General features: G+C 55.9%; 21 protein-coding genes and 1 tRNA gene. 13 read left to right on the top strand and 9 right to left on the bottom strand.

Annotated features, from left to right (window positions below; all coding sequences use genetic code 11):
* The first annotated feature begins 34 nt into the window (after positions 1 to 34).
* The 3 genes from PH7735_RS15315 (at position 35) to PH7735_RS15305 (ending at position 4,319) form a co-directional block, all read left to right on the top strand.
* Positions 35 to 2,278: a glycosyltransferase family 2 protein gene (locus PH7735_RS15315; protein WP_058312297.1), complete on the top strand. Its 2,244-nt coding sequence runs from the start codon at positions 35 to 37 to the stop codon at positions 2,276 to 2,278.
* Positions 2,279 to 2,386: 108 nt separating this feature from the next.
* Entirely contained in the window at positions 2,387 to 3,385 is a 999-nt protein-coding gene (locus PH7735_RS15310) for a hypothetical protein (protein WP_058312296.1), read from the top strand.
* A gap of 10 nt (positions 3,386 to 3,395) precedes the next feature.
* The gene (locus PH7735_RS15305) at positions 3,396 to 4,319 is read left to right on the top strand and encodes an alpha/beta hydrolase (protein ID WP_058312295.1); all 924 of its coding nucleotides are present in this window, start codon (positions 3,396 to 3,398) and stop codon (positions 4,317 to 4,319) included.
* Between the two features lie 12 nt (positions 4,320 to 4,331).
* On the opposite strand, the gene PH7735_RS15300 is transcribed toward PH7735_RS15305, so the two are convergent.
* Positions 4,332 to 5,351, bottom strand: a complete 1,020-nt coding sequence (locus PH7735_RS15300; RefSeq protein WP_058312294.1) for a LacI family DNA-binding transcriptional regulator — start codon at positions 5,349 to 5,351, stop codon at positions 4,332 to 4,334.
* 133 nt (positions 5,352 to 5,484) lie between these two features.
* Here PH7735_RS15300 and PH7735_RS15295 point away from each other — a divergent pair.
* A tRNA-Arg gene (locus PH7735_RS15295) sits at positions 5,485 to 5,561 on the top strand.
* A 115-nt stretch (positions 5,562 to 5,676) separates the two neighbouring features.
* Here PH7735_RS15295 and PH7735_RS15290 read toward each other — a convergent pair.
* From PH7735_RS15290 to PH7735_RS15260, 7 genes are all read right to left on the bottom strand, one after another.
* On the bottom strand, positions 5,677 to 6,579 hold the full coding sequence (locus PH7735_RS15290; protein WP_058312293.1) for a LysR family transcriptional regulator: 903 nt from the start codon (positions 6,577 to 6,579) through the stop codon (positions 5,677 to 5,679).
* 31 nt (positions 6,580 to 6,610) lie between these two features.
* A complete protein-coding gene (locus PH7735_RS15285; protein ID WP_058312292.1) occupies positions 6,611 to 7,285 on the bottom strand; it encodes a DUF1028 domain-containing protein in 675 nt (224 codons plus the stop codon).
* Complete coding sequence (locus tag PH7735_RS15280) at positions 7,282 to 7,701, bottom strand: RidA family protein (protein WP_058312291.1); 420 nt, start codon at positions 7,699 to 7,701, stop codon at positions 7,282 to 7,284. The genes PH7735_RS15285 and PH7735_RS15280 overlap by 4 nt, the downstream gene beginning before the upstream one ends.
* A gap of 9 nt (positions 7,702 to 7,710) precedes the next feature.
* Positions 7,711 to 8,808, bottom strand: coding sequence for an aromatic ring-hydroxylating oxygenase subunit alpha (locus tag PH7735_RS15275; protein ID WP_082645271.1), 1,098 nt, complete (start codon positions 8,806 to 8,808; stop codon positions 7,711 to 7,713).
* A gap of 2 nt (positions 8,809 to 8,810) precedes the next feature.
* Positions 8,811 to 9,977 carry an aromatic ring-hydroxylating oxygenase subunit alpha gene (locus PH7735_RS15270; RefSeq protein WP_058312290.1) on the bottom strand — a complete coding sequence of 389 codons (1,167 nt, stop codon included), beginning with the start codon at positions 9,975 to 9,977 and terminating at the stop codon, positions 8,811 to 8,813.
* Between the two features lie 15 nt (positions 9,978 to 9,992).
* Positions 9,993 to 11,249 (bottom strand): flavin-containing monooxygenase, encoded by a 1,257-nt coding sequence (locus PH7735_RS15265; RefSeq protein ID WP_058312289.1) that lies wholly within the window; start codon positions 11,247 to 11,249, stop codon positions 9,993 to 9,995.
* A gap of 269 nt (positions 11,250 to 11,518) precedes the next feature.
* The gene (locus PH7735_RS15260) at positions 11,519 to 13,558 is read right to left on the bottom strand and encodes a TonB-dependent receptor domain-containing protein (RefSeq protein ID WP_058312288.1); all 2,040 of its coding nucleotides are present in this window, start codon (positions 13,556 to 13,558) and stop codon (positions 11,519 to 11,521) included.
* Positions 13,559 to 13,785: 227 nt separating this feature from the next.
* Between PH7735_RS15260 and PH7735_RS15255 the strand changes: the two genes are divergently transcribed.
* From PH7735_RS15255 to PH7735_RS15215, 9 genes are read left to right on the top strand one after another with little or no spacing between them, the layout of a single operon-like run.
* Positions 13,786 to 14,838, top strand: a complete 1,053-nt coding sequence (locus PH7735_RS15255; RefSeq protein ID WP_082645270.1) for a hemin-degrading factor — start codon at positions 13,786 to 13,788, stop codon at positions 14,836 to 14,838.
* Complete coding sequence (locus PH7735_RS15250) at positions 14,835 to 15,704, top strand: heme/hemin ABC transporter substrate-binding protein (protein WP_058312287.1); 870 nt, start codon at positions 14,835 to 14,837, stop codon at positions 15,702 to 15,704. The genes PH7735_RS15255 and PH7735_RS15250 overlap by 4 nt, the downstream gene beginning before the upstream one ends.
* Positions 15,704 to 16,780: a FecCD family ABC transporter permease gene (locus PH7735_RS15245; RefSeq protein ID WP_058312286.1), complete on the top strand. Its 1,077-nt coding sequence runs from the start codon at positions 15,704 to 15,706 to the stop codon at positions 16,778 to 16,780. The genes PH7735_RS15250 and PH7735_RS15245 overlap by 1 nt, the downstream gene beginning before the upstream one ends.
* A gap of 4 nt (positions 16,781 to 16,784) precedes the next feature.
* Positions 16,785 to 17,570, top strand: coding sequence for a heme ABC transporter ATP-binding protein (locus PH7735_RS15240; protein WP_058312285.1), 786 nt, complete (start codon positions 16,785 to 16,787; stop codon positions 17,568 to 17,570).
* A 1-nt stretch (position 17,571) separates the two neighbouring features.
* Complete coding sequence (locus PH7735_RS15235) at positions 17,572 to 17,964, top strand: VOC family protein (RefSeq protein ID WP_058312284.1); 393 nt, start codon at positions 17,572 to 17,574, stop codon at positions 17,962 to 17,964.
* A complete protein-coding gene (locus tag PH7735_RS15230) occupies positions 17,954 to 18,619 on the top strand; it encodes a MotA/TolQ/ExbB proton channel family protein (RefSeq protein WP_058312283.1) in 666 nt (221 codons plus the stop codon). Before PH7735_RS15235 ends, PH7735_RS15230 begins: the two co-directional genes overlap by 11 nt.
* 4 nt (positions 18,620 to 18,623) lie before the next feature.
* Positions 18,624 to 19,001 carry an ExbD/TolR family protein gene (locus PH7735_RS15225; RefSeq protein WP_370737391.1) on the top strand — a complete coding sequence of 126 codons (378 nt, stop codon included), beginning with the start codon at positions 18,624 to 18,626 and terminating at the stop codon, positions 18,999 to 19,001.
* Positions 19,002 to 19,003: 2 nt separating this feature from the next.
* A complete protein-coding gene (locus PH7735_RS15220; RefSeq protein ID WP_058312281.1) occupies positions 19,004 to 19,387 on the top strand; it encodes an ExbD/TolR family protein in 384 nt (127 codons plus the stop codon).
* Positions 19,388 to 19,391: 4 nt separating this feature from the next.
* A complete protein-coding gene (locus PH7735_RS15215) occupies positions 19,392 to 20,246 on the top strand; it encodes an energy transducer TonB (RefSeq protein WP_058312280.1) in 855 nt (284 codons plus the stop codon).
* 116 nt (positions 20,247 to 20,362) lie between these two features.
* Here PH7735_RS15215 and PH7735_RS21055 read toward each other — a convergent pair.
* Positions 20,363 to 20,591, bottom strand: a 229-nt coding sequence (locus PH7735_RS21055; RefSeq protein ID WP_233488330.1) for a hypothetical protein, incomplete at its 5' end; no start/stop codon positions are given.

Below are 20,591 nucleotides of genomic sequence, written 5' to 3'. Positions count from 1 at the left end.
TGGCCAACGTGCCACCCAGACAGGTTAGAGTAATATGGCTTCGACGGTGTTCCATCGACGCGACATGGCCCATCAAAAGGTGGGCGACGGTGTGGTTCTTTCAGCAGTTCGGCGTCCTGACGGATCTGCGCAAACCTATTTTGCTGTCGGTGTGACCGCCGACCAAATCACAGCGGCAGATGACACAACATCCATCACCATGATCCGCAGCGTCGGCGATGGCATGATCGTATCGACCGAGGGACCAAATTCTCCGGTTTTAGCGGTCGCAGGGGCGCAGGCGGCAATTTCACTTGAGGATCACGAGCAAGACCTTTTCGAAGGTTTGAACACCTTCTTTGCCATCCGGAACGGGGAAAGTATCGACGCAACCTTGGAATGGCTTGCCTATCACGTCGAAACACAGGGTCTCGAAGCGGCCCTTATTCTGGATCGTGCAAGACCGGACACCAACGACGACTATGCCAAAGCGCTCAAGCAAGGGGCGCGCAAGATCAAGGGCCTGAAATGCGTTGTTCTGGTTCAGGCGGACCATCCGTTGGGACAGCCCGATTTGCCCGCCGAAGCCCATCCGTTTAACGCACCCGATGCTCCGGGCAAGGATCGCATGGACATTCCGGAAGGTGCCCCGTGGGAGTCGCCCCAGCGAGAGTTGCAGCTGTTTGAATGGGCGCGCCATCGGTTTTTGGACAAGGCCCGCGCAGTCGCCCTTTTGGATATCTGTGATCTGGTCATGCCACGCGACGGCGTTGATAACCTCTTTGACTTCACCGTGAATTCCGAAACCGGATCTGTCATTCTTGCCGGGCGCAACTGTTACCCTTGGCGCAGCCGCAAGGGCGTAGATGCCTGCTTTGCGGATCACATTTGCGTTCAGTTCGACGCCACGAAGCTGCGGCGCAGATGGTGCGTTGCACCCGAAAAAGCCGGACCGCAGGCCGTTTGGCGGCTGGTGCGGATTGTCGGAACAAAGCCCAACCCGCGCGAGTGGGTGCCATTTTTCCGGTTCATGGGATTGCGCCATCCGACTGATACGGTGTCGCGTATTGTTCCCAAAACATCACTTGTCGAAGATGATGATCTTTTGGCCATGTCGAAGGATCGCTTTGGCTACAAACCGGTGCGCATGCCAATTTTGGAAGCGCCCAAAGTGGATCAGTCCAGCAACCGCACCTGCATCATCACCTGTATGAAAAACGAAGGCCCGTTTATCCTCGAGTGGGTTGCCTATCATCGCGCCATTGGGGTGCAGGATTTTATTGTATACACCAATGACTGTACCGACGGGACGGACGACTTTCTGGACCTCTTGCAGGAAAAAGGCATCCTTCAGCACCGCGATAACCCATTCAAGGGCACGGGGTTGAAGCCACAGCACGCCGCCCTTCATGCTGGCGAAAAGGAAGAGATCGTCAAGAACGCCGACTGGGTAATCTCGATGGATGTGGATGAATTCATCAACATCAAAACGGGCGAGGGCCACCTTTCGGATCTGTTCAAGGCGGTTGGTGACGCCAACATGATTTCCTGCACCTGGCGGCTGTTTGGAAATTCGGACATTCACGAATATGTCGACGAACCGTTGATCGCCCAATACACCAAATGCGCCCGAGAAATGACCCGCAAACCGCATCAGGCATGGGGATTTAAGACACTTTTCCGCAATATCGGCCTGTTCAAAAAACTGGGTGTCCACCGGCCCAAAGGATTGAACCCGCAATTGTGGAATGAAATCCGTTGGGTGAACGGGTCAGGGCAACCTTTGCCCAAAGACATGTACCGGAATGCGTGGCGCTCCACGTCTGACACCGTGGGATACGATCTGGTTCAATTGAACCACTATGCAGTGCGATCCGCCGAGAGCTTTCTGGTCAAACGGGATCGCGGCCGTGTGAACCACGTGGATCGGGATCAGGGTCTCGCCTATTGGTTCCGGATGAACAACAACTCGATTGAAGATACGTCCATCCAACGCATGATCCCCGCGCTTGAAAAAGAGATGGCGCGCCTGATGGAAGATCCCGAGATTGCCGAGGCCCACCACTTCAGCGTTGATAAGCACCGTGGCAAGATCGATGCGCTGAAAGAGACAACAAACTACTCGAATTTCTATGCGGATTTGACCGGCTACCGGATGGAGCAGCTTTCGAAAATGCACCATGTGTTCGGGGCCAATGTCTTTCTGGCCGGGCCGGACGTGGTGCCGGATGACATTGTGCATGACAATCATCCTGATGGATATTTCTTTACCGTCGAAAAGCAGGAAACCACCCACTAGCGGGGACCTTACACCCTTTTGAAACCTATCAAATTTACTGAATTTCAGAGACAAAGGGATTTGATGTGGTAAACTGTTTCAAAATTGAAAACAAAGTGCAGAGCAGACATGGCGAACCTACCTGAAATTGCGAGCTTGTGGATCGGCGGCAAGTTGTCGTGGCTTGAACAACTGTGCCTCAAGTCCTTTGCGGACGCAGGCCATCACACCACATTGTATAGTTATGAGCCCATCCCGAATGTGCCCGAAGGGGTGCATGCCGGAGATGCCGAAGAGATATTCCCGTCGAACCCGATGTTTCGCCATGCGCGCACAGGCAGCCCCGCGATCCATGCGGATTTGTGGCGCCTGAACATGCTCAAGAAAACCGACAAGATCTGGGTCGATGCAGACATGTATTGCTATCGCCCTTTCAATTTCACGCGTCAAAGCGTGTTTGGATGGGAAAAGGACAATCTTGTTTGCAATGCGGTTCTGGGCTTGCCCCGAAACTCGAAAGCGCTTGATGCGATGCTGGAGTTCTTTGAGGATGAATATGCGATTGGCCCGTGGTTGAAGCCGTGGCAGCAAAAAGAGCTTCAGGCCGAAAAAGATGCGGGTCGGGCTGTCCACATGACGGAACAGAACTGGGGGTTCACCGGACCGGCGGCCGTGACCTATTTCCTGCAACAAAGCGGTGAAATCAAATACGCTGAACCGGTTTCCGCCTTTTATCCAATTTCGTTCAAGGACCGGAACCATATGATCATGAGCCGCTTCAATATCGAAGAACGGCTGAGTGATGACACCAAGGGCGTGCATTTCTGGGCGCGGCGTATGAAGCCGCGGCTGGAAGAAAAAGAAAACAACCGCCCGCGTCGCGGATCGTTCATGGACAAGCTAATCAAAAAGCATGAAATCGATGTGGATGCGGCGCTGATCCCGACCAAGATCGTCAAACAGAAGGCACCGGTCGAAGACCCCGAATTCCGCGCAAAAGTGGCTCTTGAAGCTCTCAAGGGGGATGCTTCGATTGAAAAGCTGTCGCGTGATTTTCTGGTCGAACCTAGCTTTATCAAAGAATGCCGGGCCAAGCTTGTCAGCGCCGCGCCGGATATCTTTCGCTAAGGACATACGCATGAACGAGCAATCCGACATTGCAGCAGATCAACCCGTGACCCGAGAGGCGTGGCGCGAGAACCTTGCCGAAATCGGGGCCGCCGAAGGATTCTATGAGGAAATCGGCCACGAGCACACGGCGCTTTTTGTTGAACGCGGCAAGACGTTGATTGTGACCTTTGAAAACCTTGATCACATCTATGATCGCGGTGACGATAAAATGCCGTGGGGCTATGGGTTTGTTCAATCGCGGGGATGGTCCATGCTTGGCCTGATGGCGCATGGGTGGTCTTGGTATCGTGACGAGGACGTCTTCGACTTTTTTGACCGCTTGCGCGAAGACGGGTTCTTTGAAAAGTTCGACAAGGTTGTCTTTTACGGCGCTTCAATGGGCGGGTATGCGGCAACCGTATTTTCTGCTGCGGCACCGGGATCGACGGTTGTCGCGATCTCTCCACAAGCGACACTGGATCGCGAAGTCGCCCCGTGGGAAACGCGGTATCACAAGGCGTGGAAACGCGATTACAACAGCCGCTATGGCTATGGCCCCGATATGGTGCAAAAGGCTGCGGATGTGCATCTGTTCTATGATCCGCGGGCATCCTTGGATGCGATGCACGCGGCGCTGTTCCGTGGTGCAAACATTCACAAATACCGGTGTCGTTTTATGGGGCACCGCATCGCGTCACTGTGGCTCCAATTGGGAATTCTCAAACCCGTGATCGAAGGCAGCGTTGCAGGGACATTGTCCACAACGCAATTCTACACTCTTTTGCGGGGACGTCGGGAAAATCAACGCTTTCAGAAAGAGATGCTGCAACGCCTGCAACGTGAAAACCGGCCAAAGTTGCTGATCCGGTATTGCGAAGCTGTTCTGGCGCGTCGTCGTGCCCCGCATTTCAGAAATGCGATGCGCGAAGCACGCCAGTCTCTTAAGAAATAGGTTTCAAATCCGTCAGCGACGCTTGAGGGTGTCCCCGAACGAGATTTTGGGAACCAGCTCGTGGATCATGTCCGGATCTTCGCCCTGAACACGTGCCCAAAGAACCTCGGCGGCTTTGGTGCCAATCTCGCGTCTACAAGCGTCCATCGTTGCCAGATGGCGCGGCAACCCCTGAAGCAGTTCGACCCCGTTGAAACCGGCAAGGCCGATCTCTCCGGGAATGTCATAGCCTTTTTCAAGCAACCAAAGCAGACCACCCGCCCCAATCATGTCATTGGAATAATACAGGAAATCCAGCTCTGGGTTGCGCTTGAGCATGGCCTCTGTCATCTCGCGCCCTTTCGCAAGAGCCGACCCGCCGGAATAGAATTCACGCTCGGCAATCTCGACGCCGTTTTTGGCCAGGGCTTCTGTGAACCCCTCGAACCGCTTTCGCGCCCGATGGTCCAGCGGCATTTTTGTTCCGAGAAACCCGATATTGCGATAACCGGCCTTTAGAATGGCTTTTGCCATTTCCCGTCCGGCCCGACGGTGCGAAATGCCAACCATCGTGTCTACGGCTTTGCCGTCAACATCCATAATCTCAATCACCGGAATGCCGCTGGCGTTCAACATCGCCCGCGCGGCTTCGGTGTGTTCTAGGCCCGCAATAATGACGCCCGAAGGACGCCAAGACAGCATTTCATAAAGGACCTTTTCTTCCTTTTCCGGCAAGTAATCCGTTACGCCCACGACGGGTTGAAGCTCGGTATTTTCAAGAACCTGACTGATACCGCCAAGCACCTCTGGAAAGACCATGTTCGAGAGCGAGGGAATTATCACCGCAACAAGGTTGACCCGTTGGCTTGCCAGAGCGCCGGCGATTTTGTTCGGGACATACCCAAGGTCCTTGGCAGCGCGCAGAACACGTTCCCGCGTTGCATTCGAGACATCACCGCGGTTGCGCAAAACTCGGCTGACTGTCATTTCAGAAACACCAGATGCTTCCGATACGTCGCGTAGAGTCAAAGAGCGCTTTTCGTCATTGGCCAATTCGCAGATCCCCCTCTAATATTAAAATGTTAGCGTGAAAGGTGAGGGTTGTTCAAGCGGGGGATGAAACTCTTGCCAAAAACGTTTTGCAGAGATGACATCAGTTTTTGGTCAGGCTACAACATCGACCAACGGCCCCGTGGCTCAACTGGATAGAGCAGCCCCCTCCTAAGGGGCAGGTTGCAGGTTCGAATCCTGCCGGGGTCGCCAGCAGGCATCTGATAAGTGGCAATGCGCATTCGCGGTAAGGAAACGCGTGTAAATCGCCGAATTCCTGCACGAGACTGTTTCACAAGGTTTCAGCCTGCCAAAGGGGAGCGCGCGGTCACGATGCCATTTCGGTGATGCAATGCTGCAAGAACGTCGCGCAGGTCCGGCGTTTCATGGCGCCCTTTGCAGAGAGCACACCCACCGCGATTGGTGGAACGTTGCTATCAAGTGGCACAAACACCAGCGGCTTGCCATCTGGCGCAAGAGTACCGACAGGGCGGAAATTGACGATGGAATAGCCAAATCCATTTGCCACAAGGCTGCGCGCCACCGCCATGTCTTTGGTACGTTCCGAAATATAGGGCTTTACGGAGGTCGCATCAAAGAACGACAGAAAATAGTCAGCACTCAGAGGAAGATCGAGAAGGACCATCGCGTGCTCGGCAAGGTCTTCGATTGTCACAATGGTGCGTTGTGACAGGGGGTGTTCGGGCGCAAACATCACATAGGCTGGTAAGGTTTTGATCGGGTGAAACTCGAGGTCATCGGGCACGTCGATCGCGTAGCTGAGGCTCAGGTCGATTTCTGCACGGCGCAGCGCCGCAAAAATATCCGGTTGCGTCAGTTCAAACTGGCTGAGTGAGACGGCGGCGTGTTGCGCCTCAAAACTGCGTCGCAGTTTTGGCACAACAATCTGCGCAAACGAAACCAAACACCCCAAGCGCAACGGCCCTTGGACCGAGTCAGAAGCGTTCCCTGCAAGGCGTGTCAGCTCGGATGCCTCAAACAAGATCTTCGATGCTTGTTCGGCCAGTGTGCGCCCGGCCTCTGTAAGAGATAAGCCCTGCGCGCGTTTGCGCACAAACAGTGGGGTATCCAGTTCATCCTCAAGCTGGGTCAGCGCGGTCGAGATGGATGGCGAAGACACGTTCAACACGCGACTGGCCGCGGCAATACTGCCCGTTTCGGCGGCGCAGGTAAAATACTCCAGCTGCCTAAGAGTGAATCGCGTTTGCATGGGTTAATGCTGACTAAGGCACAGAATGATGTCAATCATCCCCCGGCACGCCATATGACGGTGCCTCACGTGGATCGAGGGCGCGTTGGATGTATGCGTCCAGTTGGGGTTTGTAGATTTCCCATGCGGTCGCGATGGCCCCGATCGGGCACTCTTCGGTCCAGTCGCAGCGCAGATCGGCAACGGGCCACGACACGTGATCAACGATCTGCATACCGGCCGAATGGACCGGCCCTGCTTCGCCCCCTGCGGCCAATCCTGCGCGCATTGCAGCGATCAGCCTGTCGCCAATGTGACCCGTACTGTTCATGAACCCGGCAACGATTGCGTCGGGCACGCCATCGTTGGCCAACAGATTCCCACCAGAGGCAACGTCCCGGCCTTCGGATTGTGTCCAGATTCCCAAAGAGTTCGGTCCGGAATGGATTGCAGTCCGGCCTTGGGTATCAATCGCCAATACCTGTCGGTATTCGATGAATTTCCCTTCGGATTGAATCTGCGAAATCGCCTCTGGTGCGGACATCCCGCCTTGCATCAGATCAAGAGCACGCGGGCCAAGTGTGGGATCTGTCACGTTCTGAGAGGCCACGGCGCCGACACCGGCACGTGCATAAGAACACCGTGCGGCGACGGCAGGCGATGACGACGAAATTGCAAGCCCGAACATACCGGTTTCAGCGCAGCGGGCGACAAGGGAAAATGTCATGCGGGGATCACCGCCGTGCCATCAATTTCAACCAGCCATTCGGGGCGGGCGAGGGCCTGCACAACCAGCCCGGTTGAGACCGGATGCACGCCCTTGATGTACTCGCCCATGGTGCGATACACGGCTTCGCGGTGGCGGACATCGGTGATGTAGACGACCACTTTGACAAGATGGCTGATATCGCCGCCTGCTTCTTCGATCAACTGCGTGATGTTTTGCATGACTTTGTGCGTTTGCTCGACGGGATCGTGGCTGTCTATATTGGCCGCGTCATCAAGGTTTTGCGGGCATTGCCCGCGCAACCAGACGATCTTGCCAGACGCTTCGGTTACAACAGCCTGACACAGATCATTGTCGAGCTTTTGTTCGGGATAAGTGTCCGACGTGTTGAACTTGCGGATACGTGTGTGGACCATAGGGGTTCCTTACATTCGGTCTTGCGCGGCAAGCCATATCTGAAAATCGCGGATGGTGCCTTCGTAATCATCCTCTGCAAGAGGACCGGATAGGGCGTGTTCGGACGCCAGCGCGATCTGCATACGCTCAAGCTTTTCCCGATCTTCCTGATTGACCTTCTCCCAAAGCGCGATGCGTGCGGCGATGGTGTCTTCGTCAAGGTCATCGCCATAGGCGGACAGGGTCCATTTCACCCTGATCTGCCCTGCATTCATCGGAAAAATACTGAGCGAGACCAGAAGGCTTGCTGCCTGGCTGACGACTTGCGTCGGAAACAAAGCGAAAAGCGTGGATCTGAGGCGCTCGTCCTGTGTCAGATTGGGCGCGCCCATGCCGCGCGACGGAATGGTTTTGGGATAGTTTGCGGCATAAGAGGTAAAACCGTCACCACTTTCCAGTTTACGCGCAAGGCCGGTGGGCGTGTAGCCGTGCAGTGTTTCAGGATGAACAACTGACAGGTGATAGCCTTCCATGAAATTCTCAACGAGACACTTCCAGTTTGTGTTCCAGACCTCTTCTGCGACATGGGCGACACGAAAGGTTTCACTTTCGTAGTTTGCAAGCAGCGCATCAAGTTTCGGGTGCACAAAAGGGGCGGCAGCGCTGTCCAGATTCACATAAATGAACCCTTGCCACACGTGCATGTTATGACGGTGCAAGCCACAGTTCTTGGCGTCAAAGCCTGCGTTTTTCATACGAGCGGCCCGCATCAGGCCGCCGTCCAGATCATAGGCCCAGGCGTGATAGGAACACACAAACCGTTTTGTGTTGCCGCTGCCTTCGGCCAAGGGCATTCCGCGGTGGCGACAAACATTGGCCAGTACAGCAACGTTTTTGTCTTCTTGGCGGACAACAATCAAAGGTTCGTTGAGCAGCTGAACCGTAAAAAAATCACCTGCGTTCGGGATTTCGTCGACACGGCCAAGGCAATGCCACCCCCGACGCAGGACCGATGCGGATTCCCGATCAAACTGTTCCTGAGAGGTGTAGAACGCACCTGGCATTGTCATTGGACGGTCTGCCGGCAAGGCCGCGATGTCTTGCAATTGTGCTGATAGAAACGACATGGTCAGGCCCCTTCCGCGATGACCGGTTGAAACGAAGTATCCATCTGACTCATCAGATATTGTGCGAAATCAAAGTTCGGGCGTTCCAGATGGGACAAATGCCCCGGCGTGGCCCCGTCTGCGGACAATCCGCGATAGACCTTTTCGGTACAGCCGCGATCTTCGACGTTGACCTCGTCCAGCAGTGTCTTGAGGTCGATCAGGTTCTGCTGCGCCTCGGCGTCGTCTTTATAGTCATCGGACATACCGCCCCCAAAGCGGATCTGCACCTGACCCGCGCCCTTTGGGTGAAGGCTGAGATACCAAAAATAGCCCGGCGTCAGGGTGATCAGAAGGCTGGGATAGATCGCGAGCAAAAATGTGGTGCGCCGCTCATCCCCGTGCAAACGGTCATTGGTCGGGTGCGCCATCGCAATGCGCAGGGATTCGTCCTTTAGGATGGTGTGGTAATTGAACGCCTTGCGCCCCGGAGGGCAGATCATTTCGCTTAGTTTTGACAGGCCGCCGATTGTCCCCGCATGACACACCGGAAGGTGATAGCTTTCCATGAAGTTCTCGGCCAACACCTTCCAGTTGGTGTCCCAGACATGCTCTTCAAAGAACGTCTCTGTGTAGTTGGTCATGTCATAACCTGCGATCAGGTCGGCGACTTCACCAAGTTCTTCGCTCACCGGCGATGCGTCGGGGTTCAGGGTGATGAACACCCACCCGAGCCAGTCTTCACAGGCAATGTCGGGCAGGCTGTAGTCGTCCTTGCAGAAGGCTTTGTTGGCGTTCATCGCAGGGGCGCCACGCAAGCTGCCATCAAGGTTATAGGTCCATGCGTGATAGGGGCAGACGATGGATTTGGCATTGCCGCGCCCGTGCAGCAACGTGGACATACGGTGGCGACAGACGTTGGAATAGGCGCGCACGACGTTGTCCCTGTCGCGCAAAACAATGATCGGCTGCCCTGCCAGTTCACATGTCACATAGTCGCCAGGCTTGGCCAATGCGCTGGCACGTCCGACGCAAAACCAGGATTTCTTGAACACGTTTTCCAGTTCGGCATCATGAAATGCTTCAGACGTATAAACAGAAGGCGGCATGGCGCGCGCCTCTTCGAATGGCGTAGTCACGTTGTTGCGCAAGGCGTCGATCGGGTTCTCTACTGACGTGGCGATGTTCATTGCTTGGTCCTATATTCAGGCCGATTCTGGATGATATTCTCGGTAGCTGCGTTGAATTTCTATCTGATCTGCGACATGCGATGCGTCGTGCCAAACACCCCAGATAAACGTGGACCCGCGCCGCGATTGCCACGGCAGGCCCAAAAAATAGAGCCCGGGTTCCGGTGAAACACCGCGCTGATGATAAGGTGCGCCGTTCGCGTCACAGGCATTGGGCAGATCGATCCACGAGAAATCCTGAGTATAGCCGGTCGCCCAGATGACGTTGGTCACGTTCGCTGCGGCAAGATCAAGTTCGCCTAGTGGGTGCGTCAGACAATCGGGATCATCTACAAGCACATGAGCTTCCGGCTCTTCCGGAAGGTCCAGCCCGAAACGGTCGATATAGGCGTCGGCCTGTTTCAGCATGTCAAAGTAGTTGGCATCGCCCGCCGCAATGTTTTCGACCAGATCACCATCGACCAGAACCTTGCCATCCTGATAGCCCGACGCGCGGCCCAACAGCGTCATGCCGCCATGGGCAAGCTTGCGAAAGTCGACGGTTTCGCCGCCGCGTGCGCCGCTGACGGATATCGTCACATGTTCGGTTCCTGGTGCCTTGGCCGCGACATCCCACAGGCCAAGCACACCCAGCCACCAGCAATAATCACGTCCACGATAGGCGCGCGGTGGCCGGTCGTGAGGCCCGACACAAAGATAGACCTTGCGGCCGGCCCTTTGCAGTTCGTCTGCGATCTGACCACCGGACGATCCGGCCCCCACCACAAGCACCGCGCCCTCGGACAATTGATCCGGATTGCGATAGCTGGCCGAATGTATTTGCGTCACGTTTGCTGTATCAGGGATGATCTTGGGAAAGACAGGATGATGAAAGGCGCCGGTCGCGGCGATGACATTTTGAGCTTCGATTGGGCCGTCTGATGTATCGACAACAAAGCCCGAGCGACCTTTGGCACGGGTCACCGAGTTAACGGCAACGCCTGTGCGGATCGGGGCCTGATGCGCCTCTGCAAATCCGGCCAGCGCCTCGGCAACTTCTTCCTTTGGCGGAAAAGCCTCGGGGCCGGATCGCGGGAATTGCATTCCGGGAAAACAGTCATGCCACGCCGGGCCATTCGCCACGAGCGAATCCCAACGCCGCGTCCTCCAGCTTTCGGCGATACGGTCTTTTTCCAGTACAAGGTGGAGGATACCATGGCGTGTCAGATGTGCGCTTGCGGCAATTCCTGCCTGACCTGCGCCTACAACAAGCGTATCCACTGAATCGACCATCTATGCATTCTCCAACTGCGACTTGGTGATGTTACAAGTTGGACAACACCCATAAAGCTGTAAATCTCTGGGTTATTCTTAGAGAAAACCTAAGATCGGAGAGCCCTTAAAATAGGCAACGAAAGGCGTCCCGTGTGGTCTGGGATCGTCCTTTGGTTTGTCTTTCAGCGAAGGTTCCAGATTTTCGCCAGTTCGAAAATGATTTGGGAGACGGCGATGTGGTGATAAGAGCGGCGATTGCCGCTCTCTCCGGTTTTTGTTTGCAGTCCTTAGAACGTTTTCGCCCAAGTGACTTTGAATGTGCGCCCGGGCGCCGCGCGTGTTGCCAGGTGCGGGGTGTAAAGCTTGTCAAAAGCGTTCTCGAGGCCGAGGCGTATCTCGGAGTCTGCAAAGACGCCTTGTTCGGGGCGGAATGTTGCGCGCAGGTTGTGAATTGTAAATCCACCCGTCGGAGTGGTCGAGCGGGTCATCGCATCGTTCACGACGGCCTCCCACGACAGGTCGATCTTGTCGCCAAACCGCTTGCCCACAGCCACGCGAAGCTGGTCGGCGGGGATGCCTTCAAAGTCGCCATATTGCGATCCGGACGGGGCCGCAGAGGCATAATAATCGCCGCGCTGGATGTTGGCATTCAGGTCCATATAGAACCCGCTGGCCATAGAATACCGCGCTTCGATCTCGAGACCTTTGGTGTCGATTTCGTCAATGGAATAGCTCGAGCCGCCGATGGATTGCGTATACGAAGTGACGTCCCAAAGATCGGTTTGATAGGCCGTTACCTTGAACGCAAGCGAGTCCGCAGCGGTGAAGACCTCGTTCTGGGCATAAGAAAAGCCAAGTTCAAAGCTTTTCGCCTTTTCCGGCTGGGTCATATAGGCTGGCGTACCAAGATCATCGATGATTGGCATGTTTTCGGTATAGCCCGCGCTTCCGAAGATGCCCCATCCATTGGCAAACTTGTAGATTGCCGAGACTCCCCCCATCGCAGCGGAGTTGTCGTAGTACCTTGTCGAGTCGCTGCCGATTTCCTGATCTTCAAAACGCAGACCCGGAGTTACAACCCAACCGTTCCCGAAATCGATTTCATCCACAACGAACAAGGCAAGCCGTTCGTCCGTTCCGCCGGGTGCAGAAGCCGCAGTGTTTTCCGCACGTTCACGTTCGCTCCACTCGACGCCATAGCGCATGTTGTGGCTGGCACTGCCGGTAACGAATTGCGACGCGTTTTTGATGGTCAGCTTGGTTGTTTCATATTGATGATCTGCATCCACAAGCGGCTGTAGGAACGGCCATGATCCGGTGGTTTCAAGCGGTGAACTGCCCGAAACATAGCTTTGGTCGATTTCCTGATTGGCATAGCTGAGTTGAACCGTCAGATCGATCAGGTCGCTATCAAGAGGGTTGAAGTTGTATTTGAGCGTGGCCGTCTGGGTGTGGATGTCGCGATCGACATTGCCGAACGATCCGCCCGTCGTGCCAAAGCTGTCGTATGGCACGTCACTTTCCTGAGAGTTCGTATCAGCATAGGATAACGTAAGGCTGTGGTCGCCGTCATTCCCGAAGGTGCCTTTGCCTTTTACCATCCATGATGGCGCATCGAAGGCCGAGTTTCCGATTGTGTTGCCGTCGCCGTCCACCATCACGCCTTGGTCGCGGTAAACATAGTTCCCAAGAACCTCGAAATTCTGGGTCGGTTGCCATGCCAAAATCGACGACGAGGTCAGCCCATCCCCGTTCGAACTGTATTGCAGGGTTTGACGGAAACGGAACCCGACCTCACCATCGGTGAAGTCCGAAGCGTCTTTTGTTTCCAGCAAAACGGTTCCGCCGACCGCCCCCGAGCCATATTCGTATGATCCCCCCATGCCGCGCAGCACGGTGACATTTTTATAGAGTTCAGGATCGGTGAAAAGTTGCGTGCCAATCCGGTACAATTCTTCAGAGCCAACCGAGGCACCGTCCACTTGGATCAGAACCTTTTGGTCGCTTCCGTATGTGCTGTTGGCGCCAAAACCACGGATGTTGATGCCTGATCCCTGAGGAGAGGCACCATTGATGAGCGTCACACCGGGCACCGAGTCGACGAGTTCGGCAATCGTGTTTGCCTGACGGTCGTTCATCTCTTCCTGATTAATGACGGTTTCGGATTCGGCCTTTTCGGTTTGAACCTCGCGTTTGCTTTTCCCGAGTTCGATTTCATCGAGCAGGATAACGTCATTTTCGTCTATGGTTTGTGCTGTGGCTGGCAATGCTAGCGCAGTTGCTGCGCCACAGAGCAAGGCCGCCTTGATGGATCGTGTCGTGTACATTTTGTCCCTTTCCAGTCGCGTGGAGGTGCTGCTGGCGGAAAGGGCTGGCGCATGGTTTTTTTCGTTATGATTCCGAATTTGTCATCGGAGGCTTGCGTCAGATAAATTTTCCTAGTATTTCTGTCAACAATGTGATTCAGGCATAATCACGGGCTCCAGCCATTTGCGTCAAAAATGTCGCACAGCAAGACCCTCCGACATTCAAAACTGACCGAAGGAGAACCTCCATGACCATGGCAGGGGCTGTATCGTCGCATGATATTCGTGCGGCACGACTGGAAAACGCGAAAATGCGCGAACGTGATCTCTCGGCCAAGCTGGGCATAACCGAGGCACAGCTCGTCGCGGCCCATGTCGGCGACGGGGTGACACGCCTTCGTGCGGATCTGGACGCGCTGATGGCCGCGACAACGCAATTGGGCGAAGTGATGTCGCTGACCCGCAATGAAAGCTGCGTCATCGAAAAGGTCGGAGTCTATGACAATTACAAATCGGGCGCCCACGCGGCGCTGATTGTGAATGAAGAGATTGATCTGCGGATGTTCCCAAATCATTGGGTGCATGCCTTTGCAGTCGAGAAGAAGACGGAACATGGCCCGCGCCGGTCCTTGCAAGTCTTTGACGCCGCAGGAGACGCAATCCACAAGATCCATCTGCGTGACGCTTCAAACCACGAGGTATGGCCAGGCATTGTCGAAAGCCTGAAGCATGAAGATCAGTCAGACAGCGTATCGGTCACGCCGCGGGTTCCAACAGAAGGTCCCAAAGGGGATCCGGCAAAGGCAGATACCCTGCGTGCGGAATGGGACAAGCTGACCGATACGCATCAGTTCCTTCAAATGACTCGCAAGCTCAAGATGAACCGCCTTGGCGCCTATCGCATGGCCGGCGCGCCGTATGTGCGCAAACTCAAGACAAATGCGGTTGAAACATTGCTGCACGAGGCTGCTGAGACAGGCGTGCCAATCATGATCTTCGTGGGAAATTCCGGATGTATCGAGATTCACACAGGGCCGGTCAAAAAGATCGTTGAAATGGGGCCGTGGATCAATGTTCTGGATCCCGGTCATGATCTGCACCTGCGCAAGGATCACATCGCCGAGGTCTGGGCCGTGACCAAAAGCACACGTAGAGGCCCGGCCATTTCGGTTGAGGCCTTTGATGCAGATGGTTGGGTCATCGCACAGTTCTTTGGTGTTCTGAGACAGGAAGGCGCAGCGGAACAGTGGAACACGCTGGTTGCGTCACTGGAAGAAGAAAAAGAGGCGGAACTCGTATGACACGTTTGTCGCCATTATCCCTTTTGCAAGCTGTGATGGGGATCATCGTTGTGTTGCTTTGGGTTGTCGCCGCGCGTGCGGATGAGGCACCCAGCCGGATTGTCTCGGTTGGCGGTGCCATCACGGAAATCGTATATGCCTTGGGTGAAGAAGACCGTCTTGTGGCACGCGACACAACGTCGAATTATCCTGCGGCGGCGCTTGCGTTGCCAAACGTCGGCTATATTCGCCGTCTGTCCCCGGAAGGGGTTTTGTCGGTCAATCCGGATTTGATCCTGGCCGAAGAAGGGGCAGGCCCGCCCGAGGCTGTCGAACTGTTGCAGGAAGCTGCGGTGCCGATGATCGAGGTGGCTGGAGGGTACTCGCAACAGGCCATCCTTGACCGGATTAGAACTGTCGCTGATGTGCTGGATGTGCCGGATAAGGGAGAAGACCTTGCCGCGCGCGTCAAAGCGGACCTTGCGATCGCCGTTGCGGCGACAGAAGGGCTGGATGAAAAACGTGTTCTGTTCATCTTGTCCATGCAAGGCGGGCGGATCATGGCAGCAGGGGACGAGACCTCTGCCCAAGCGATCATCGATCTGGCTGGCGGCGAAAATGCTGTATCGGGGTTTGTCGGTTTCAAACCTTTGACAGACGAGGCGATCACCTTGAGTGGCGCGGATGTCATCCTTTTGATGGATCGTACAGGTGATCACGGCATTACCAACGAGCAGTTGTTTGCGCATCCTGCGCTGGGCGTAACACCAGCGGCGCAAACACAATCAGTGGTGCGCATGGATGGTATGCTCATGCTTGGGTTTTCCGTGCGCACCGCCCAAGCCATAACGGATCTGTCTCAAGCGCTTCAGGCGGCCGGAAGCTGATGACGGTCCTGACACAAAATCCGGCGAGGCCGCATCTGGCAGGAGATCGCAGCCGCATTGCGACCAACATGACGTTTGTGTTGGTGGTCTTGCTGGTCTTGGCCTCGTTGTTCAGTCTTGCCATTGGCGCCGCAGGCACGTCGCTGTGGCAGGGTCTTTCAGACTTGGCCATGGGGCGTGATCTTTCCCTGCGTGATCGGGTGGTTCTTTTTGATATCCGGTTGCCACGCACGGTTATGGGAATTTTGGTTGGCGCGGCGCTCGCGGTTTCGGGGGCTGTCATGCAGGGGCTGTTTCGCAATCCGCTGGCCGATCCGGGCATCGTCGGGGTCAGTGCTGGCGCCGCCTTTGGCGCAATTGTCGCAATTGTTCTCGGCGGGTACTTGCCCGCCGCAATCGCCGCCAGTCTGGGATACTATGTTGTGCCCGCCGCGGCCTTTGTCGGCAGTTGGGTCAGCACGATCATCCTTTATCGGGTTTCGACGCGAAAGGGGCGGACGTCGGTTGCAACCATGCTGCTTGCAGGGATTGCGCTTGGGTCGCTGACGGGCGCGTTTTCCGGAGTGCTGATTTATATCGCTGATGATGCCCAGCTTCGCACATTGACGTTTTGGGGCATGGGATCGGTTGCAGGGGCAACTTGGTCAAAAGTGCTGGCGGCTTTGCCCTTGATCGCGATTGCATTGGGAGTCGCTCCGTTTCTGGCGCGTGGTTTGAACGGTCTTGCGCTGGGCGAGGCGGCGGCAAGCCATATGGGTATTTCGGTCCAGCGTACAAAAAATACCGCCATCTTGACCGTGGCGGGCGCAACAGGGGCGGCTGTCGCCGTGAGCGGCGGGATCGGGTTTGTCGGAATTGTTGTGCCGCATCTGTTACGCTTGATGACAGGACCCGATCACCGGTTTCTATTGATCAACTCTGCTTTGTTGGGGGCGGCTTTGTTGTTGGTTGCTGATGTGATCAGCCGCACGGTGATCGCCCCTGCAGAACTTCCGATTGGGATTGTCACGGCGACGATTGGCGGCCCCTTCTTCTTTTGGGTACTGCTGCGCCAGCGCGGCATATTGGATATGTAGACTGATGCTCACTGCAACTGGAATTACGGCCTCTTATGGCCGGCGCGAAGTGCTGCACGGCGTGAACTTTGACGCAACTGCTGGGCAGGTGACGGCCATCGTAGGCCCTAACGGGTCGGGGAAAACCACGTTGATGCGTGCCCTGACGGGGGAAAACGTTTTTGACGGTGTCGTGTTCCTGAATGATCAGGACGTTGCATCCGCCAAGCCATGGCAATTGGCGGCGGTGCGCGGGGTCTTGCCACAATCCACTCCCCTCGCTTTTCCGTTTACGGTGGTTGAGGTTGTGCGACTGGGCTTGGCCAGCGGCTTGACGGCCGGACGGGGACATCTGATCCCTGCGGCGCTGGATCGTGTCGGGCTGACCGGTTTTGAAGGGCGCTTCTATCAAGAGCTGTCAGGTGGAGAACAACAAAGGGTGCAATTGGCCCGTGTGCTGGTTCAGGTTTGGGAACCTGTCGCAGACGGCAGCCCCCGTTGGCTGTTTCTCGACGAGCCTGTTTCCGCATTGGATATCGGGCATCAGTTGCAGGTGATGCAAATTGCCCGCGACTTTGCCAATGCCGGTGGTGGCGTCGTGACCGTGATGCATGATCTGAACCTGACAGCCATGTTTGCAGACAATGTGGGCCTGATAAGCGAAGGTCACATGGTGGCGCAGGGTGCACCCGAAGACGTGTTTACCGATCAACAGCTGAGTCATGCCTATGGTTGCAAGGTGCGCGTGAATACGGCGCCTGCATCTGGGACGTTTCTTCTTCCCCATGCGGCCACAATGGCAGCCGAATGACATGACCGATCTGCAAGCCATTCCCATTCTTCTGTCGCCGAACCTGTCGGAGACCGTTGAATATGCCGCCAAGCTGGGTTTCGAGACCGAAACCTTTTTTGGCAACTATGCCATCCTGCGCGGACATGGCGTTGAAATCCATTATAGTTACACCGAGCGCCCTGATGTCTGTAACGAGACCAGCTGCTACATTCGGGGTGGCGGCATGCTGGCGCTCTATGAAACCCTCAAGGCGCAAAATGCACCGGGTTTGACGGACATGTTTATGCGCCCATGGGGCATGACCGAATTCTACCTGCACGACCCTCATGGAAACCTGCTGAAATTCGGGATGAGTTCGGATGAGCTTCCCGATCGTTTGCGCAGCGAACTGGAGACACACAATGGAAATTGAAGCACGCTGGAGCGAGGCATGGTCCTTTCTTCTGATGGGGGGACCTACAATCTGGGCGATTGCCGCGCTTTCGGTTCTGACCCTCGCTTTGATCCTATGGAAGGTTTGGCGCCTGCTGCTTATGGGGGCCTGGGCCGGACGAAACACCGAAAATGCGGTTGGCATGTGGGTCAGAGGGGACCGATCCGGCGCGCGCACCACACTGGAAGGGCGCAAATCCCTGCGTGCGGTAGTTGCGCGTGCGGCAATCGAAGGCCGCATCACCGGCGAGATGACCGAAGACCAACAGCGTGAAGAAGTCGAACGTGTTGCAAACCGGCAATTGGGGCAGGCCCGGACAGGCCTTCGTGCGCTGGAGCTGATCGCGACCATTGCGCCGCTGTTGGGGCTCTTGGGCACGGTTCTGGGCATGATTGCGGCGTTCCAAACGTTGCAAGAGGCCGGATCGCGCGCCGATCCCGCAGCTTTGGCTGGCGGTATTTGGGAAGCATTGCTGACCACCGCCGCAGGAATGGCCGTGGCGATCCCTGCCTCGATGGCCTTGGCGTGGTTCGAAAGCGTGGCCGACCGCGCCCAAGACGATATGGAAGATGCCGCGACACGTATCCTGACCCGTGGTGGACATCCGGCATCTGCCGCCACTGCTGCGGAGTGATCTGTTGAAACTTGCGCGCCGCCAGTTCCGAAGAAAGCCAAGCCTCACCCCGATGATTGATGTGGTGTTTTTGTTGCTGGTCTTCTTCATGCTGGCCTCGCGTTTCGGCGTGGACGTTCAGATCAACCTGCCCCTCGCCGGGGCATCGAACAAACCCTATCAGGGGCCCCCACGTTTGGTTGAGGTGCTTCCCGATACCGTCAAGTTGAATGGTCTTGTGACGCCCATGGATGCACTGCTTGCAGATCTCGGAACCATGATGCTCTCACATAGTGATGCAATCATTTTGCGCGCCCGAGAGGGTGCGGACCTCCAGCGCGTGGTCCAAGTGATGGAGCGCCTGTCAGACGCAGGATATGAAACCCTGGTTCTGGTGGAGTAACGATGCAGTTTGCCCGAACACGAACCCGCAAAGCGAATGAAAGCACGATCCCGATGATCAACGTGGTGTTTCTGTTGCTGATCTTCTTCCTGATGACCGCCCAGATCACGCCACCGGAACCGTTCGAAGTGACGCCGCCCGAAGCCTCGGTGGAGGCACCCGCGACAGGTCAGCTTGTGCTGCATGTCTCTGCAGAAGGTGAGATGGCCTTTGGGGATGCGCATGGAGAAGAGGATGTGCTGGCAGCACTGGGCGACTTTGTAGAAGAAGACGAGTTGATGTTGCGAGCAGATCGCGGCGTTCCCGCTGACCTTATTGCATCGTTGTTGCCAAAGCTTGCACAGGCGGGCGTGCGACATCTCAATCTTGTCTCGACGGCGCGATAGAGCGATGCGAACCCTGACGGAAATTTCCGCCTTTTGCGCGCTGGCGGTGCTGGCGCATCTTGCACTTGTTGCGCCCCCTTCTGATGCGGGCGCAGAAAGTGCCGGAGACGGCGGCGAAGACCTGCTTCAGATGATGGCCTCGAATGCGAGCACCAAGGCGCTTGTCGAAACATGGGACAAGCCTCCCGAAATAGATGTCGCCCTTGCCGAGACCCCGATGACACCCCCAAGTCCGACATCCTTTGAGACGCCACAGCAGACGATGCCTCAAAAAATGCCGGCCCTTTCACAACCTATGCCCAGCCCTGTGCCGTCGATGGCGATGCCTGTCACCTCGCTGGATGCACCGCCATTGCCGATTGCCTCGCCATCTGCCCCGCCTAAATCCACGCCGGTTTCAAAGCCGGCAGAGGTCAAGCCAGTGGATCAGCCCGAGGCCAAACCAAGCCCGCCTGCCAAGCCGAAGCCCAAAGCCCAGTCAGAAGCATCCATTCGGGTCGAAGCGCGCAAAGCCGCAGGCGACGGGGGAAAAACGGCAAAGGGTAACAAAGGCAAAGCTGAAACCGCGTCGCTGTCCAAGTCGCAGAAAACGTCCCTGCTGGAAAAGTGGAGCCGTCAGGTGCGCGCCCGTGTTGCGCGCCGCGCTCCCAAAGGTGTGGGAAAGGGCAGGGCGGTGGTTCGCATCAAGGTCTCGTCCACTGGACAGTTGTTGCATGCTGACCTCGTGCAATCGTCGGGAAACCAGAAGGTCGATCGTCATGTCCTTGTCGCGGTCAAAAAGGCGAGTCCCTACCCACGACCTCCCAAAGGGTTGAAAGTGTCGTCGGCCTTTTTCGACGTGCCCATCAAATCCCGGTAAGATCTATTGTGGGGGTTCTGGCTGGCTCATCCCCTTCGACTGAAGAAGAGGGCACGAACCCTCCGAAATCAGACGACAAGGGTTTCGACTCCGGTGTTTGTGAAACGGTTGGCTGTTCAATTGACCTGAGTCTTTGTTTGGTTTGATGACGCCGGTTGGTTTTGCGGTTTGGGGATTGGAATAAAGTTTCGTTTTAGGCGTGCTTTTCGCTCTGAAAGTTGTGTAACGCTTTGGAATTTAGTGAAAAAACGGATTTTTTGAAAAAGGGAGTGGTTTTTGATAAAAAGGGGTTGCGACTCTTTGATAGTAGCCGTAGAACCCCCTTCACCGGCGGCGCAGAGATGC

Source organism: Shimia thalassica (assembly GCF_001458215.1).
Lineage (GTDB): Bacteria > Pseudomonadota > Alphaproteobacteria > Rhodobacterales > Rhodobacteraceae > Shimia > Shimia thalassica.
This window is presented reverse-complemented; position numbering and strand designations above follow the sequence as displayed.

Coding starts and splice junctions, on each gene's coding strand:
- PH7735_RS15315 (WP_058312297.1), top strand. CDS start 35: ATGGCTTCGACGGTGTTCCATCGACGCGACATGGCCCATCAAAAGGTG.
- PH7735_RS15310 (WP_058312296.1), top strand. CDS start 2,387: ATGGCGAACCTACCTGAAATTGCGAGCTTGTGGATCGGCGGCAAGTTG.
- PH7735_RS15305 (WP_058312295.1), top strand. CDS start 3,396: ATGAACGAGCAATCCGACATTGCAGCAGATCAACCCGTGACCCGAGAG.
- PH7735_RS15290 (WP_058312293.1), bottom strand. CDS start 6,579: ATGCAAACGCGATTCACTCTTAGGCAGCTGGAGTATTTTACCTGCGCC.
- PH7735_RS15285 (WP_058312292.1), bottom strand. CDS start 7,285: ATGACATTTTCCCTTGTCGCCCGCTGCGCTGAAACCGGTATGTTCGGG.
- PH7735_RS15280 (WP_058312291.1), bottom strand. CDS start 7,701: ATGGTCCACACACGTATCCGCAAGTTCAACACGTCGGACACTTATCCC.
- PH7735_RS15275 (WP_082645271.1), bottom strand. CDS start 8,808: ATGTCGTTTCTATCAGCACAATTGCAAGACATCGCGGCCTTGCCGGCA.
- PH7735_RS15270 (WP_058312290.1), bottom strand. CDS start 9,977: ATGAACATCGCCACGTCAGTAGAGAACCCGATCGACGCCTTGCGCAAC.
- PH7735_RS15265 (WP_058312289.1), bottom strand. CDS start 11,249: ATGGTCGATTCAGTGGATACGCTTGTTGTAGGCGCAGGTCAGGCAGGA.
- PH7735_RS15260 (WP_058312288.1), bottom strand. CDS start 13,558: ATGTACACGACACGATCCATCAAGGCGGCCTTGCTCTGTGGCGCAGCA.
- PH7735_RS15255 (WP_082645270.1), top strand. CDS start 13,786: ATGACCATGGCAGGGGCTGTATCGTCGCATGATATTCGTGCGGCACGA.
- PH7735_RS15250 (WP_058312287.1), top strand. CDS start 14,835: ATGACACGTTTGTCGCCATTATCCCTTTTGCAAGCTGTGATGGGGATC.
- PH7735_RS15245 (WP_058312286.1), top strand. CDS start 15,704: ATGACGGTCCTGACACAAAATCCGGCGAGGCCGCATCTGGCAGGAGAT.
- PH7735_RS15240 (WP_058312285.1), top strand. CDS start 16,785: ATGCTCACTGCAACTGGAATTACGGCCTCTTATGGCCGGCGCGAAGTG.
- PH7735_RS15235 (WP_058312284.1), top strand. CDS start 17,572: ATGACCGATCTGCAAGCCATTCCCATTCTTCTGTCGCCGAACCTGTCG.
- PH7735_RS15230 (WP_058312283.1), top strand. CDS start 17,954: ATGGAAATTGAAGCACGCTGGAGCGAGGCATGGTCCTTTCTTCTGATG.
- PH7735_RS15220 (WP_058312281.1), top strand. CDS start 19,004: ATGCAGTTTGCCCGAACACGAACCCGCAAAGCGAATGAAAGCACGATC.
- PH7735_RS15215 (WP_058312280.1), top strand. CDS start 19,392: ATGCGAACCCTGACGGAAATTTCCGCCTTTTGCGCGCTGGCGGTGCTG.